This is a genomic window from Streptomyces sp. NBC_00986 (assembly GCF_045162565.1).
In the GTDB taxonomy this organism is placed as follows: domain Bacteria; phylum Actinomycetota; class Actinomycetes; order Streptomycetales; family Streptomycetaceae; genus Streptomyces.
This window is the reverse complement of sequence record NZ_CP108733.1, coordinates 5254810-5269215: the sequence shown is the minus strand read 5'-3', so window position 1 is coordinate 5269215 and position 14406 is coordinate 5254810. Positions and strand designations below refer to the sequence as shown.

Sequence of the window (14406 nt, the reverse complement as noted above, 5' to 3'; positions counted from 1 at the left end):
CGTATGAGCGAAACCGTCAGCCGACGACGGTCCAGGTGTCGCCGCCGGCGAGCAGTGCGGCGAGGTCGCCCTTGCCGTTCTGTTCGATGGCTGTGTCGAGTTGGTCGGCCATCTGGGTGTCGTAGACCGGGCGTTGCACGGACCGGAGGACGCCGATGGGGGTGTGGTGGAGGGTGTCGGGGTCGGCCAGGCGGGACAGGGCGAAGGCGGTGGTGGGTGACGTCGTGTGGGCGTCGTGGACCAGGATCTGGGATTCGTTGTCCGGCGTCACGTCGATCACCTTCAGATCACCCGTCGCCGGGTCCCGGATCACGCCTCGGGCGCCGTCCGTGCCGAAGCGGATCGGCTGGCCGTGCTCCAGCCGGATCACCGCTTCCTCGGCCTGCTGGCGGTCTTTGAGGGCGTCGAAGGCGCCGTCGTTGAAGATGTTGCAGTTCTGGTAGATCTCGACGAGGGCGGTGCCGGGGTGGGCGGCGGCTTCGCGCAGGACCTGGGTGAGGTGTTTGCGGTCCGAGTCGATGGTGCGGGCCACGAAGGATGCCTCCGCGCCGATCGCGAGGGACACCGGGTTGAAGGGCGCGTCCAGCGAACCCATCGGCGTCGACTTCGTGATCTTGCCGACCTCCGAAGTGGGGCTGTACTGGCCCTTGGTGAGGCCGTAGATGCGGTTGTTGAAGAGGAGGATCTTCAGGTTGACGTTGCGGCGCAGGGCGTGGATGAGGTGGTTGCCGCCGATCGACAGCGCGTCCCCGTCACCCGTGACCACCCACACGCTCAAGTCCCGCCTGGAAGCGGCCAGTCCGGTCGCGATGGCGGGGGCGCGGCCGTGGATGGAGTGCATGCCGTACGTGTTCATGTAGTACGGGAAGCGGGAGGAGCAGCCGATGCCGGAGACGAAGACGATGTTCTCCTTGGCGAGGCCCAACTCCGGCATGAAGCCCTGCACCGCCGCGAGGATCGCGTAGTCACCGCAGCCGGGGCACCAGCGCACTTCCTGATCGGACTTGAAGTCCTTCATGGACTGCACTGCCTCGGCCTTGGGGACGAGCGAAAGTGCCTCGATCGTGCCCGTGCCTTCCGTGGACGTCTCAGCCATCGATGGCCTCCTTGAGAGCCGTGGCGAGCTGCTCAGCCTTGAACGGCATGCCGTTGACCTGGTTGTAGGAGTGCGCGTCCACCAGGTACTTCGCCCGCACCAGCGTGGCGAGCTGACCGAGGTTCATCTCGGGGATCACCACCCGGTCGTAGCGCTTCAGGACCGCGCCGAGGTTGCGGGGGAAGGGGTTGAGGTGGCGGAGGTGGGCCTGCGCGATCGATTCGCCGGCGCCTCGCAGGCGGCGGACCGCCGCCGTGATCGGGCCGTACGTCGAGCCCCAGCCGAGGACCAGTGTCCGTGCGCCGTGCGGGTCGTCGACGTCCAGATCCGGTACGTCGATGCCGTCGATCTTGGCCTGGCGGGTGCGGACCATGAAGTCGTGGTTGGCGGGGTCGTAGGAGATGTTGCCCGTGCCGTCCTGCTTCTCGATGCCGCCGATGCGGTGTTCCAGGCCGGGTGTGCCGGGGATGGCCCAGGGGCGGGCGAGGGTGTGCGGGTCACGTTTGTAGGGCCAGAAGACCTCGCTGCCGTCGTCCAGGGTGTGGTTGGGGCCCTGGGCGAACTGGACGGTCAGGTCCGGGAGTTCCTCGGTGTCCGGGATCCGCCAGGGCTCCGAGCCGTTGGCGAGATAGCCGTCCGACAGGAGCATCACCGGGGTGCGGTAGGTCAGCGCGATCCGGGCGGCCTCCAGGGCCGCGTCGAAGCAGTCGGCCGGGGTGCACGGGGCGACGATCGGAACCGGCGCCTCGCCGTTGCGCCCGAACATCGCCTGCAGCAGGTCGGCCTGTTCGGTCTTGGTGGGCAGGCCGGTCGAGGGCCCGCCGCGCTGGATGTCCAGGACGAGAAGCGGCAGTTCCATCGACACGGCCAGGCCGATCGTCTCGCTCTTCAGGGCGACACCGGGGCCGCTCGTCGTCGTCACGGCGAGGGAGCCGCCGAAGGCCGCCCCCAGTGCCGCGCCGATGCCGGCGATCTCGTCCTCGGCCTGGAAGGTGCGGACGCCGAAGTTCTTGTGCCGGCTCAGTTCGTGGAGGATGTCGGAGGCCGGGGTGATCGGGTAGGAGCCCAGGAAGAGGGGGAGGTCGGCCTGGCGGGACGCGGCGATCAGGCCGTAGGACAGGGCGAGGTTGCCGGAGATGTTGCGGTAGGTGCCGGTGGGGAACGCGGTGGTGGCCGGGGCGATCTCGTAGGAGACCGCGAAGTCCTCCGTCGTCTCGCCGAAGTTCCAGCCCGCCCTGAACGCCGCGATGTTGGCCGCCGCGATCTCCGGCTTCTTCGCGAACTTCGACTTCAGGAACTTCTCGGTGCCCTCGGTGGGCCGGTGGTACATCCACGACAGCAGACCCAGCGCGAACATGTTCTTGCTGCGCTCGGCCTCCTTGCGGGTCAGCCCGAAGTCCTTCAACGCCTCGACGGTGAGGGTGGTGAGGGGGACGGGGTGCAGGCTGTAGGCGTCGAGTGTGCCGTCGTCGAGGGGGGAGGCGGGGTAACCCACCTTCTGCAGGGCGCGTTTGGTGAACTCGTCGGTGTTGACGATGATGTCCGCGCCGCGTGGCACGTCGGCGATGTTCGCCTTCAGGGCGGCCGGGTTCATCGCGACCAGCACGTCGGGGGCGTCGCCGGGGGTGAGGATGTCGTGGTCGGCGAAATGCAGCTGGAACGACGAAACCCCCGGCAGGGTGCCTGCGGGGGCGCGGATCTCGGCCGGGAAGTTCGGCAGTGTGGAGAGGTCGTTCCCGAAGGACGCCGTCTCCGAGGTGAAACGGTCACCGGTGAGCTGCATACCGTCACCCGAGTCACCGGCGAACCGGATGATCACCCGGTCCAGGCGATGGACGTCCTTCACCCCCGCCGGTTTGCGTTGTTCCCCTACGACGGCTCCGTCGGCCTGCTCCGCTGGGCTACTGACCTGGCTGGTCACTGAACTGGACCTCCTCTTCGAGGACGCTGTCCGGGCATGGTCGTACCGCCGACCCTCCCAGGATCAACCCTACGTCTGTAAGGGTCGCCTTCCTTGGGCCGTTCGCATGATGGACGCTGTTTTGAGACGGCCCGGCGACCTGACTTGTCATGATTTCCCGCCCCCCGGCACTTCCCTTGACGACGCTCCCGTTGCGTTGACTGGTTCTCGGATCGCGCTGTCCGAGTCTCGGACTCGGCTGACAGCAAACTGACGGCGGTGAACAACCGCCGGTCGGCGGCCGGACAGCTGACACGGTGTCAGTTTGGCAGGATTCTTTCAGGAGTTGAGGTAGGTGAGGACGGCCAGAACTCGTCGGTGATCCCCGTCACTCGGCGACAGGCCCAGCTTCAGGAAGATGTTGCTGACGTGCTTCTCGACCGCTCCGTCGCTCACCACGAGCTGCCGGGCTATCGCGGAGTTCGTCCGCCCTTCGGCCATCAGCCCCAGCACCTCGCGCTCCCGCGGGGTGAGTCCGGCGAGCACGTCCTGCTTGCGGCTGCGCCCGAGCAACTGCGCGACCACCTCCGGGTCGAGCGCCGTACCGCCCGAGGCCACGCGCACCACCGCGTCGACGAACTCACGCACCTCGGCCACCCGGTCCTTCAGCAGATAGCCGACGCCGTGCGTGGAACCGGCCAGCAGTTCGGTGGCGTAGCGCTCCTCCACGTACTGCGACAACACCAGCACCCCGAGGCCGGGATGCGCCTTGCGCAACTCCACGGCAGCCCGCACTCCCTCGTCGGTGTGTGTCGGCGGCATCCGTACGTCGGCCACGACCACGTCCGGCAGCGCGCCCTGCTCGGCCAGCTCGGTGATGGTCTTCACCAGCGCGTCCCCATCGCCCACCCCGGCCACCACATCGTGCCCGCGGTCGGTCAACAACCGGGTCAGGCCCTCCCTGAGCAGCACTGAATCCTCGGCGATGACCACCTGCACCCTGTCCTCCACGATGTTCGGCCCCCCATTGCCCGCCCTGCCGGCCCACGTCGATTCGCGTCCGTCCACACGACAGGTCCAGCATTCCAGGGTTCGCGACTCGGTGCGGGCGGGGAGATGGAATCAGGGGTGGGGGGTGTTGGAGGCTGGGGGTAAATCTAACCGCTTTGGGGTGCCTTGAGTGGTTAGAGCGGAGCACAGCCTGCGGAGGGTGGTGGGGGCATCCGGCCTGTCTGGTGTTTGCTTCGCTGCTCGGGCGTTCGCCCTTTCGGCACAGGCCGGCTATTTCCAGCCCGTCCGGCGTTTGAGGACGAGGCCGTTCAGGCCGATGGGGGTCTGGGGGCGCAGCCCCCAGAGGGCAGGGCAGCGGGCTCGTTCCTTCAACGCCTCAAGTCCTCAACTCCCCGCCAGGGCAGCTCCGCCGTGATCCGGGTAGGCCCGCCCACCGGCGAGTCGACCACCAGAATCCCGTCCACCGCGTCGAGCCGCCCGGCAAGGCCGGCCAACCCGGAACCGCCGGAGGCATCCGCGCCGCCCACGCCGTTGTCCACGACCTGCAGCATCAGCCGGTTCTCCACCCGCCACACATCCACCGCGGCATACGTGGCCCGCGCGTGCTTGCTGATGTTCTGCAGCAGCTCGGAGACGGTGAAGTACGCGATCCCCTCGATGGCGGCCGCCGGCCGCGCCGGCAGATCCACGTCCACCTGCACCGGCACCGTGCACCGCGAGGCCACGGAGGACAGCGCCGCGTCCAGCCCCCGGTCGGTCAACACCGCCGGGTGGATCCCGCGGGCCAGGTCCCGCAGTTCCTGCAACGCCGTCTTGACCTCGCCGTGCGCCTCGCCCACCATGCGCGCCGCGGCCGCCGGGTCCTCCGTCAGCTTCTCCTTCGCCAGCCCCAGATCCATGGCCAGGGCCACCAGCCGGGCCTGCGCCCCGTCGTGCAGGTCGCGCTCGATCCGCCGTAGATCCGCCGCCGCAGTGTCGACCACGACACCCCGGTCCGACTCCAGCTCCACGACGCGGGTCGCCAGGGTCGAGGGTCCGAGGAGCCCGTGCACCATCAGGCGGTCGACCATCGTCAGGGCCCGCACGATCCACGGCGTGGCCAGGGTGAACAGCAGTCCGACCAGCGCGGTGACGGTGATCTCGAAGGGGTTGTCCAGGTAGATCTGGTGGTGCTCGTCACCGTAGAGCTGGAGGCCGCCCTGGCCGCCGTACATCGGGAAGACCCAGAACCACAGTGGGTACGTCAGCAGGGCCCAGCCGTAGGCCCAGAAGTTGAGGGCGACGACGAAGGAGAAGACCGCCCACGGGAAGTGCAGCACGGCGTACAGCAGATGGCGCCAGGACGAGCCGCTCTTGAGGACGGCACCCATCCAGGCCATCGGGCCGTTCTTCTTCATGCGCAGCGGCTCGGGGGCGGCGACGTCCAGGTCGAGCAGGCGGCGGGCCCGCGCCCGTTCCAGCGCGCCGAAGCCTCGGCAGCCGGCCAGGGCGCCCGCGAGGACCGGGACGCCGAGGAAGGTGATCAGCAGGCCCGCGCCCAGCGACACCATCGTGACCGCGTAGGTGAAGAGCAGGATGCTGATCGGCAGGCTCAGCAGGACGTAGCCGAACTCCCGCCAGCTGCGCGCCTCGAAGGGTGCGCGCAGCGCGGTCGGCAGCCGGTGCCGGCCCTGACGCCGCTCGTCGAGGTCGAACGTGCCGTGCGTTCCGTACCCCTGCCCGTACTCCGTGGCCATTGACGTCGTCCCGTTCTACTCGATTCCGCAGCCGCGCCGGCCGTGCTGTCGTATCTCCAGACTGCTCGACCGCAGGTCCGTGGACCATGGAGTCCGTCGGCCTCTCGGGAGGGGGGTTTTCCCTACCTCCGGGGTGGCTCGGAGGTCCGTTCCCGCCACGGCAGTTCCGCCGTGACCGTCGTAGGGCCGCCCGGCGGGGAATCGAGGACGAACAGGCCGTCGACCGCGCCGAGGCGGTCGGCGAGGCCGCGCATGCCGGTGCCGCCGTCGAGGTTGGCGCCGCCCCGGCCGTCGTCCCAGACCTGGATGAGCAGGCGGTCGTCCGACCGCCACACGTCCACCGATGCCGTACGGGCGCCGCTGTGCTTGCTGATGTTCTGGAGCAGTTCGGAGACGGTGAAGTACGCGATGCCCTCGATGGCGGCGGCCGGGCGCGCGCCGAGGTCGGCGGTCACCTTCACCGGCACCGTGCAGCGCGAGGCGACGGAGGAGAGGGCCGCGTCCAGGCCGCGGTCGGTGAGGACGGCGGGATGGATCCCGCGCGCCAGATCTCGCAGCTCCTGCAGCGCGAGTTTCACCTCGCCGTGTGCCTCGTCGACCATCGCGGCGACCTGCTCGTCGGCCCGGCCCTCCAGCAGCTTCTCCTTGGCCAGGCCCAGGCCCATCGCCAGATTGACCAGCCGGGCCTGGGCTCCGTCGTGCAGGTCGCGTTCGATCCGCCGTAGATCCGCCGCCGCCGTGTCGACCACGACACCCCGGTCGGACTCCAACTCGGCGATACGGCGCTCCAGTTCGTCGGAGGGGGAGAGGAGGCCGCGCACCATCGCCCGGTCCGCGTTCGCCAGCCCGCGGGCGATGAACGGCAGCACCGGCCACAGCACGAACAGCGAGGTCAGCGTGACGGTGAAGGTGACGATGCCCCACGGCAACCGCATCCCGTCGTACAGCACCGTCCGCCAGCCCACCGGGTCCTTCAGCGCCATCCACACCCGCTGCAGCAGCCCGCCGCCCTTGCGCCACGGCAACGGGCTCGGCTCGTCGATCCGCACCCCGAGCAGCCGCCGGGCCCGGCCCCGCTCGAACTTCCCGATCAGTCGCGCGCCCATCAACCCCAGTGCGAGCAGCGGAAATCCGACCACGGTGACGGTCAGTCCGCCGCTGACGGCCAGCATCGTCACCACGTAGACGAAGCCGAACACCGACACCGGCAGATTCGTCAGGAGGTGCGCGATCTCCTTCCAGGTGTGTCTGTCATAGGCGAGGCGGGCCGGCGGCAGCGGCTCGTCGAGTTCGCCGCCGGGTGCCGCCGGGTCGGCGTAGGGAATGCGTACGGTCATATGGGCCAGCGTGCCGCGCGACGCGCTCCAGCGCCATGAGGTCCGCCGCCCGGGTCCCCTGGGGAAAACCCCACCACGGCCTCTCAGCGGGAGATCAGGGGGGAGCCCAGGGCGAGCTCGAGGCGTGACGGGCTGCTTACCGTCCCTTTAACAGGGCCTAGACTCCCGTGCGTACAGATCGTCGAACACAGAGTTCACATGGGTCACGGGGGCACCGGGTCACCGGAGCGGGCCGTGGGGAAGCCCGTGCGGAGGAGGAGGGGTCGGACTTGCGGGAGACGTTGCCGGACACCTTGCGGGAGCCGACCGTGGTCGTCGCGGCGGACTACTTCCGGTCCTACTCCGTCGTGGGACTGCTCGCCGTCGTCGGCGTGCTCTTCGTCGCCGTGGCCTTCGGCGCGGGCCGCCTGCTGCGCCCGGTCGTCCCCACCCCCGAGAAACTCCTGACGTACGAGTGCGGTGTCGACCCCGTCGGCGAGGGCTGGGCGCACACCCAAGTCCGGTACTACGTCTACGCGTTCCTGTACGTCATCTTCGCCGTCGACTCGATCTTCCTCTTCCCCTGGGCGACGGTCTTCGCCGCGCCGGGCTACGGCGCGACGACTCTCGTCGAGATGTTCGTCTTCCTCGGTTTCCTGACCGTGGGCCTGCTGTACGCATACAAGAAGGGCGTCCTGGCATGGACGTGACCCCCGAGCCCGTGATGCTGCCGGAGCCGAAGCGCCTGGGCGCCCTCGCCCGCCTCGCCCCCGAACCCATGAAGGTGGTCCTCAACTGGGGCCGCCGCTACTCCCTGTGGGTCTTCAACTTCGGCCTGGCCTGCTGCGCCATCGAGTTCATCGCCGCGTCCATGGCCCGCCACGACTTCATCCGCCTGGGTGTCATCCCCTTCGCACCGGGCCCGCGCCAGGCCGACCTGATGGTGGTGTCGGGCACGGTCACGGACAAGATGGCCCCGGCCGTGAAACGCCTCTACGAGCAGATGCCCGAGCCCAAATACGTCATCTCCTTCGGCGCGTGCAGCAACTGCGGCGGCCCGTACTGGGACTCCTACTCGGTCACGAAGGGCGTCGACCAGATCATCCCGGTCGACGTCTACGTCCCCGGCTGCCCGCCCCGCCCCGAGGCCCTCCTCCAGGGCATCCTCAAACTCCAGGAGAAGATCGCCCGGGAGTCGCTGGGGGAGCGGTACGGGACGACTGCCGCGGGCCGACCTTCCACGGCCGCACTGCAGAGCGGGTTGGTGCCGGCGCCGGTGCCCGACGAGGGTTCCGCGGGTGCGGGCGCGTCCTCCGACGCGGGCCCGGGGGACGCCCGATGACCGCCGTCGGCTGGCTGCCCGCCCCGGTCGAGGAGTTGTTCGGTACGGAGGCCGCGGCCGAGGAGTCCTACGACCTCCTCACCGTCGACGTACCTCCCACCACCTGGCTCGCCGCCCTGCGCACCGCCCGCGACGACCTGGGCTGCACCTACTTCGACTGGCTGAGCGCGGTCGACGAACCAGGCACCGGCTTCCGCGTCTGTGCCCACGTCGTGGCACTGTCACCGGTACGCCGACTCCTCGTCCGTACGACCGTCCCGCACGGCACCCCGGCACTCCCCACCGCCGTCGACGTCTACGCGGGCGCCGCCTGGCACGAACGCGAGACCCACGAGATGTTCGGCGTCGAATTCGAGGGCCACCCGGCACTGGACCACCTCCTCCTCCCGGAGACCTTCGAGGGCCACCCCCTCCGCAAGGACTTCGTCCTCGCGGCCCGAGTCGCCAAGGCCTGGCCCGGAGCGAAGGAACCGGGCGAGTCGGACCACGGCGGCCCGAAACGCCGCCAGATGCTCCCGCCCGGCGTTCCCGACCCGAACGAGTGGGGCCCCCTGAAGGGCCAGCTTCCGGCAGCTCCGGCGCGCCCTGCGCGGGGGGCGGGGCGGGCTGCGGGTGAGCGTCCGGTGCGTGCGGGGGGTGACCGTCCTGTACGTGGGGCGGGTGAACGTTCGGTGCGTGGAGCGGGTGACCGTACGACAGGTGCGGCGGGCGAGTCTCCGGCCCGCGCGGCCGGTGACGGTCCCGCCCGTGCGGCTGGCGATCGCCCGGTGCGGCGGGCCCGTTCGGCTTCGGAGGGGTCGGTGAGTCAGGGGACGCCGGCTGGGGGTGCGGCGCCTTCGGCCGAGGGCGCGGTGCCGCCTCGCCGCTCGCGCAGCGCGAGCGACGGCTCGGCGTCGCAACAGGGATCGCAACAGGGATCGCAACAGGCGTCGGAGCCGGCGTCGGAGCCGGCACCGGCGCCGGCGGTGGAACAGGAATCGGCACCCGCGGCAGACCCCTCACAGGGACCGGCGTCAACACGAGAGGGCGGCACCACCCAGCCCCCCACCGCTCCCGGCAGCGCGGACGCTCCGTGGCACAACGCTCGCCCAGCCTTCGAGCGGCCCAAGGCCCAGCCCAAGGCCCAGCCCGAAGCCAAGCCGGAACCCGAAGCAACTGCTCCCGACCCGGACGCAGTTGAACGGCCCGATGCACCCCCCACCCCCGAAGACCCGACTCCCCAACCCCCAACTCCCGGCACCCCCGCAGGAGGCCCGCAGTGAACGACGTGCTCGACGTCGCCCTGCGACTCCTGATCGTCTTCGTCGTCTTCCTCACCTTCCCCCTGATCGTCGGCCAGACCGAGCACAAGGTGATGGCCCACATGCAGGGCCGCCTCGGCCCCATGTACGCCGGCGGCTTCCACGGCTGGGCCCAACTCGTCGCGGACGGCGTCAAGTTCGCCCAGAAGGAAGACATCGTCCCGGCGGGCGCGGACCGCCGTATCTTCCAACTCGCCCCCGCCGTAGCACTCCTCCCGTACCTGCTCGTCCTCCTCGCCATCCCCATCGGCCCGAGCGAGGGCGCCGTCGGCCAGGTCCTGGACGCGGGCATCTTCTTCGTCCTCGCGGTGATGGGCGTGAGCGTCCTCGGCTCCCTCATGGCCGGCTGGGCCTCCGCCAACAAGTTCTCCCTCCTCGGCGGCCTCCGCACCGCCGCACAACTCCTCGCCTACGAACTCCCCATGCTGCTCACCGCCGCATCCGTGGCGATGGCAGCCGGCACGGTCTCCCTCCCCGGCATCCTCGACGCCTTCCACTGGTGGTGGCTGCCCTGGCAGATCGTCGGCGCGATCGTGTTCTTCGTGGCGGGCCTGGCCGAACTCCAGCGCCCTCCCTTCGACATGCCCGTCGCCGACTCCGAGATCATCTTCGGCGCCTACACCGAGTACACCGGTCTCCGCTTCGCCCTCTTCCTCCTCGCCGAGTACGCCGGAATCGTCGTCCTGTGCGGCCTGACCACCGTCCTCTTCCTGGGCGGCTGGCACGGCCCGTGGGGTGCGGACGGCCTCGGCTGGGTGTGGACCCTGCTGAAGGCCGGAATCCTCGCCTTCGTCGTCATCTGGCTCCGCGTCACCTATCCCCGCCTGCGCGAGGACCAGCTCCAGAAGCTCTCCTGGACCCTCCTCGTCCCCCTCTCCCTCGCTCAGATCGCCCTCACCGGCATCGTGAAGGTGGTGTTCCTCCAGTGACCCCGATCCCCGGCTCCGGTCTGGCCAAGGGCCTGGCCGTCACCCTCCGCACGATGACGAAGAAGACCGTCACCGAGCAGTACCCGGACACCCAGCCCGACCTCCCGCCCCGCACCCGCGGAGTCATCGGCCTGTTCGAGGAGAACTGCACGGTCTGCATGCTCTGCGCCCGTGAGTGCCCCGACTGGTGCATCTACATCGACTCCCACAAGGAGACGGTCCCGGCGGCTGCCCCCGGCGGCCGCGAGCGCAGCCGCAACGTCCTCGACCGCTTCGCCATCGACTTCTCCCTGTGCATGTACTGCGGTATCTGCATCGAGGTCTGTCCTTTCGACGCGCTGTTCTGGTCTCCGGAGTTCGAGTACGCCGAGACCGACATCCACGAACTCACCCACGAACGCGACAAGCTCCGCGAGTGGATGTGGACGGTCCCGGCCCCACCCGCCCTCGACCCCGGCGCCGAGGAACCCAAGGAGATCGCGGCCGCCCACAAGGCCGCCGAGAAGCTGGCAGCGACTCAGGCAGCAGTGCAGGCCGCGCAGTCCGACCTCGCAGACCCGGCAGACCCCGCAGATCCCACCGAGCCGCCGGAGGGCCAGTCGTGACCCTCGCCGAAACCGTCGCCGCGCCCCACACCCACGGCTTCCTCTCCCCGACCGGTGTCGAGATCGCCTTCCTCCTCGTCGGACTGGTCACGTTCGGCGCCGCCCTCGTCACCGTCACCACCAAGCAGCTGGTGCACGCCGCCCTGTGGCTCGTGGTGACCCTCGGGGGTCTCGCCGTCGAATACCTCCTCCTCACGGCCGAGTTCATCGCCTGGGTGCAGGTCCTCATTTATGTCGGTTCCGTCGTCGTCCTCCTTCTCTTCGGTCTGATGCTCACCAAGGCCCCCATCGGCCGCTCCCCGGACGCCGACTCCGGCAACCGCTGGGCCGCCCTCGCCGTGGCCGTCGCCGCTGCGGCGGCCCTGGTCTGGGTCGTCGTCGACGCCTTCCGCGCGACCTGGATGGACCTGGACGGTCCGGCCGCCGGCTCGACCGCGGTGACCGGCGCGAGCCTGTTCCAGAACTGGGTCCTCCCCTTCGAGGCCCTCTCCGTCCTTCTCCTCGCGGCACTGGTCGGCGCGATCGTCCTGTCCCGCAAGACGAAGTCGGAGCTGAGCTCTCCCCCTGTGAACTCCCGAGCCGCGACCGGTAGTTCCCCATCCGTCCCGGATTCCCGTAATCACACGTTCAGGCGAAATAGTCGGTCCCAAGGCAACGATCCGGCCGCGCAGCACACCCCCACCGAGCAGGACAACGCCACCGAGCCGCACACCCCCACCGAGCAGAAGGGAACCCGCTGATGCACCTCGTCTATCCCGCCGTGCTCGCCGCCCTCCTCTTCTGCACCGGCATCTACGGTGTCCTCGCCCGCCGCAACGCGATCCTCGTCCTGATGTCGGTCGAGCTGATGCTCAACGCCGTCAACCTGAACCTGGTCGCCTTCGACGTCTGGCTCAGCAGGACCGCCGAGGAGAAGCTGCACTCCGGCCAGGCCCTGACCCTGTTCACCATCGCCATCGCCGCCGCCGAGATCGGCATCGGCCTGGCGATCGTCCTCGCCGTCTACCGCGGCCGCGGCACCTCGGACATCGACAGACTCCGCGACACCACCGAGGGCCACGAAACCGACGGCCCCGATGGGACCGATGGTCTCGGCGGAGCCGGCACCTCCGACGCCGCTGACAGCGACGGCACCGAGCCCCCCGCGGCCGAGAAGGCTGAGGCCACCGCGTGACCACGACCACCCTCGCCGTCCTCGTCCCCCTCCTTCCGTTCCTCGGCGCCGCGGCCGGCCTGCTCCTGGGCCGTGCCGCCCCCGGGTTCGTCCGCCCGCTCGCCGTCCTGCCGTCGCTCGCCGCGCTCGCGCTGGCCGCGGTCGTCGCCGTACGCCAGGGCGGCGACGCGGCCGTCGACTCCGCCACCGAACTCACGCCCACCGGCTCGGTCCCCGTCGAACTCGCCCTGCACATCGACGGCTTCGCCGCCCTCGTCGCCGTATTGGTCGCCTTCGTCGCCACCTGCGTGCAGATCTACTCGACGGGCTACCTGCGCGACGACCCGCGCTATCCCTCGTACGCGGCCCTCGTCTCCCTCTTCACCTCCGCGATGCTCCTCGTCGTCTACTCCGGCGACCTGATCGTGCTGCTGCTCGGCTGGGAGGTCATGGGCATCTGCTCCTACTTCCTCGTCGGCCACTACTGGGAGACCCCGGAGGCCCGCGCCGCCTCCATCAAGGCCTTCCTCGTCACCAAACTCGGTGATGTCCCCTTCCTGATCGGCCTGTTCGCGCTCGCGACCGACGCCGGTTCCTTCCGCATCACCAAGATCCTGAGCACCGTCGCGAACGGCGGGCTGCACCACCCGACGCTGATCGCCCTGCTGCTCCTGGCCGGCGTCGCGGGCAAGTCGGCGCAGTTCCCGCTGCACACCTGGCTCCCCGACGCGATGGCCGGCCCCACCCCCGTCTCCGCGCTGATCCACGCCGCGACGATGGTCGCCGCCGGTGTCTACTTCGTCGCGCGTCTCCTCCCGGTCTTCGAGGCCTCCTCGGCCGCGATGGTCGTCCTCGCCGTCATGGCCGCCGTGACGATGGCGGGGTCGGGTCTCGCCGCGCTCGCCCAGGACGACATCAAGCGCGTCCTCGCCTACTCGACGATCGGTCAGCTCGGCTACATGACCGGCGCTCTCGCCGTCGGCGACCGCGGTGCCGCCGTCTTCCACCTCCTGTCCCACGGCGCCTTCAAGGCGCTGCTCTTTCTCGCGGCCGGTGTCGTCATCCACGCCACCGGCACCAACTCACTCGCCGCCATGTCCCGCATGGGCAACATCCGCGCCCGCGTCCCCGACGCCTTCTGGACGATGACCGTGGCGCTCCTCGCGCTCGCCGCGATCCCGCCGTTCAGCGGCTTCTTCTCCAAGGAGTCCGTCCTCGGCGCCGCCGAACACGCGGCCACCGGAGACACCGCGCACATCCCCGGCGCCGCGGGCTGGATCGTCCTCGTCGCCGGCCTGCTCGCCGCCCTCCTCACCGCCGCGTACGCGACGCGCCTGTGGCTGCTCGCCTTCCACGGACGGGGAGTTGAGGCCCCCGACCACGGCAGGCAGCCGGTGGCGATGAACGCCGTGCTGTGGGTGCTCGCCGTCCCGTCCCTCGCCCTCGGCGGACTCGCCTACCGTGTGCTCCCCGACTGGTTCGACGGCCGCGACCTCACCCCGACGCTCACCACCTCGGTGCTCGGCACAGGGGTCGCCCTCGTCGGCGGCATCCTCACCTACGGCGCCTGGCGCCACACCACCGCGCTCACGGCCGGCGCACCGCTGGGTGCGGTCGCGGCCCACCCGGAGGGCGACGCCGGACTGGTCGAGGCCGAGGCCATCGCGAGCCACACGCCCGCCTACGGAGACGTGGCCTCGGCACCCGACCCGGCGGACCCGGGCCGACTTCTGCTCGGCCCGCTGCACCGCCACGCGGCCTCCGGCTTCCACCTGGACGCCGTGTACGGGGCTCTGTTCGTCCGCCCGGTCATGGCCGCGGCGAGTCTCGTCCGGTTCCTCGACCGGGAGGTCGTCGACACCTACGTACGCGGCGCGGGCACCCTGCCCCGCCTGCTCGGAGCCGCCGTACGGCGCGCCCAGACCGGCAATATGCAGACCTATGTGAGCGCGCTGCTCGCCGGCACCGTCGTCCTGACGGTCGCCGTCCTCCTCGTCGCCACGGGAGCGTGAGCAGG

General features: G+C 70.1%; 13 protein-coding genes. 8 read left to right on the top strand and 5 right to left on the bottom strand.

The window, feature by feature from the left end; translation table 11 throughout:
* Positions 1-16: 16 nt before the first annotated feature.
* The 5 genes from OG504_RS23160 to OG504_RS23140 all read right to left on the bottom strand — a co-directional run bounded on the left by OG504_RS23160 (position 17) and on the right by OG504_RS23140 (position 7080).
* Positions 17-1096, bottom strand: a complete 1080-nt coding sequence (locus tag OG504_RS23160) for a 2-oxoacid:ferredoxin oxidoreductase subunit beta (RefSeq protein ID WP_405991525.1) — start codon at positions 1094-1096, stop codon at positions 17-19.
* Positions 1089-3017 carry a 2-oxoacid:acceptor oxidoreductase subunit alpha gene (locus OG504_RS23155; protein ID WP_405991524.1) on the bottom strand — a complete coding sequence of 643 codons (1929 nt, stop codon included), beginning with the start codon at positions 3015-3017 and terminating at the stop codon, positions 1089-1091. The genes OG504_RS23160 and OG504_RS23155 overlap by 8 nt, the downstream gene beginning before the upstream one ends.
* 318 nt (positions 3018-3335) lie before the next feature.
* Positions 3336-3995 carry a LuxR C-terminal-related transcriptional regulator gene (locus OG504_RS23150; protein WP_033282544.1) on the bottom strand — a complete coding sequence of 220 codons (660 nt, stop codon included), beginning with the start codon at positions 3993-3995 and terminating at the stop codon, positions 3336-3338.
* Between the two features lie 380 nt (positions 3996-4375).
* Entirely contained in the window at positions 4376-5743 is a 1368-nt protein-coding gene (locus OG504_RS23145; protein ID WP_405991523.1) for a sensor histidine kinase, read from the bottom strand.
* A 122-nt stretch (positions 5744-5865) separates the two neighbouring features.
* On the bottom strand, positions 5866-7080 hold the full coding sequence (locus tag OG504_RS23140) for a sensor histidine kinase (protein ID WP_405991522.1): 1215 nt from the start codon (positions 7078-7080) through the stop codon (positions 5866-5868).
* 269 nt (positions 7081-7349) lie between these two features.
* Between OG504_RS23140 and ndhC the strand changes: the two genes are divergently transcribed.
* From ndhC to OG504_RS23100, 8 genes are read left to right on the top strand one after another with little or no spacing between them, the layout of a single operon-like run.
* Complete coding sequence (gene ndhC / locus OG504_RS23135) at positions 7350-7769, top strand: NADH-quinone oxidoreductase subunit A (RefSeq protein WP_399386458.1); 420 nt, start codon at positions 7350-7352, stop codon at positions 7767-7769.
* Complete coding sequence (locus OG504_RS23130) at positions 7760-8401, top strand: NADH-quinone oxidoreductase subunit B (protein WP_405991521.1); 642 nt, start codon at positions 7760-7762, stop codon at positions 8399-8401. Before ndhC ends, OG504_RS23130 begins: the two co-directional genes overlap by 10 nt.
* Positions 8398-9663 carry an NADH-quinone oxidoreductase subunit C gene (locus OG504_RS23125; protein ID WP_405991520.1) on the top strand — a complete coding sequence of 422 codons (1266 nt, stop codon included), beginning with the start codon at positions 8398-8400 and terminating at the stop codon, positions 9661-9663. Before OG504_RS23130 ends, OG504_RS23125 begins: the two co-directional genes overlap by 4 nt.
* Positions 9660-10631 (top strand): NADH-quinone oxidoreductase subunit H, encoded by a 972-nt coding sequence (locus tag OG504_RS23120; RefSeq protein WP_405991519.1) that lies wholly within the window; start codon positions 9660-9662, stop codon positions 10629-10631. Before OG504_RS23125 ends, OG504_RS23120 begins: the two co-directional genes overlap by 4 nt.
* Positions 10628-11236: a NuoI/complex I 23 kDa subunit family protein gene (locus tag OG504_RS23115; RefSeq protein ID WP_405991518.1), complete on the top strand. Its 609-nt coding sequence runs from the start codon at positions 10628-10630 to the stop codon at positions 11234-11236. Before OG504_RS23120 ends, OG504_RS23115 begins: the two co-directional genes overlap by 4 nt.
* Positions 11233-11976 (top strand): NADH-quinone oxidoreductase subunit J, encoded by a 744-nt coding sequence (locus tag OG504_RS23110; RefSeq protein WP_405991517.1) that lies wholly within the window; start codon positions 11233-11235, stop codon positions 11974-11976. The genes OG504_RS23115 and OG504_RS23110 overlap by 4 nt, the downstream gene beginning before the upstream one ends.
* Complete coding sequence (gene nuoK, locus OG504_RS23105; protein ID WP_405991516.1) at positions 11976-12410, top strand: NADH-quinone oxidoreductase subunit NuoK; 435 nt, start codon at positions 11976-11978, stop codon at positions 12408-12410. The genes OG504_RS23110 and nuoK overlap by 1 nt, the downstream gene beginning before the upstream one ends.
* Entirely contained in the window at positions 12407-14401 is a 1995-nt protein-coding gene (locus OG504_RS23100; RefSeq protein ID WP_405991515.1) for an NADH-quinone oxidoreductase subunit L, read from the top strand. Before nuoK ends, OG504_RS23100 begins: the two co-directional genes overlap by 4 nt.
* Positions 14402-14406: the final 5 nt, after the last annotated feature.

What these genes read in the sequence shown, in the direction of transcription:
- OG504_RS23160 (WP_405991525.1), bottom strand. Translation starts at nt 1,096, where the DNA reads ATGGCTGAGACGTCCACGGAAGGCACGGGCACGATCGAGGCACTTTCG.
- OG504_RS23145 (WP_405991523.1), bottom strand. Translation starts at nt 5,743, where the DNA reads ATGGCCACGGAGTACGGGCAGGGGTACGGAACGCACGGCACGTTCGAC.
- OG504_RS23140 (WP_405991522.1), bottom strand. Translation starts at nt 7,080, where the DNA reads ATGACCGTACGCATTCCCTACGCCGACCCGGCGGCACCCGGCGGCGAA.
- OG504_RS23130 (WP_405991521.1), top strand. Translation starts at nt 7,760, where the DNA reads ATGGACGTGACCCCCGAGCCCGTGATGCTGCCGGAGCCGAAGCGCCTG.
- OG504_RS23125 (WP_405991520.1), top strand. Translation starts at nt 8,398, where the DNA reads ATGACCGCCGTCGGCTGGCTGCCCGCCCCGGTCGAGGAGTTGTTCGGT.
- nuoK (WP_405991516.1), top strand. Translation starts at nt 11,976, where the DNA reads ATGCACCTCGTCTATCCCGCCGTGCTCGCCGCCCTCCTCTTCTGCACC.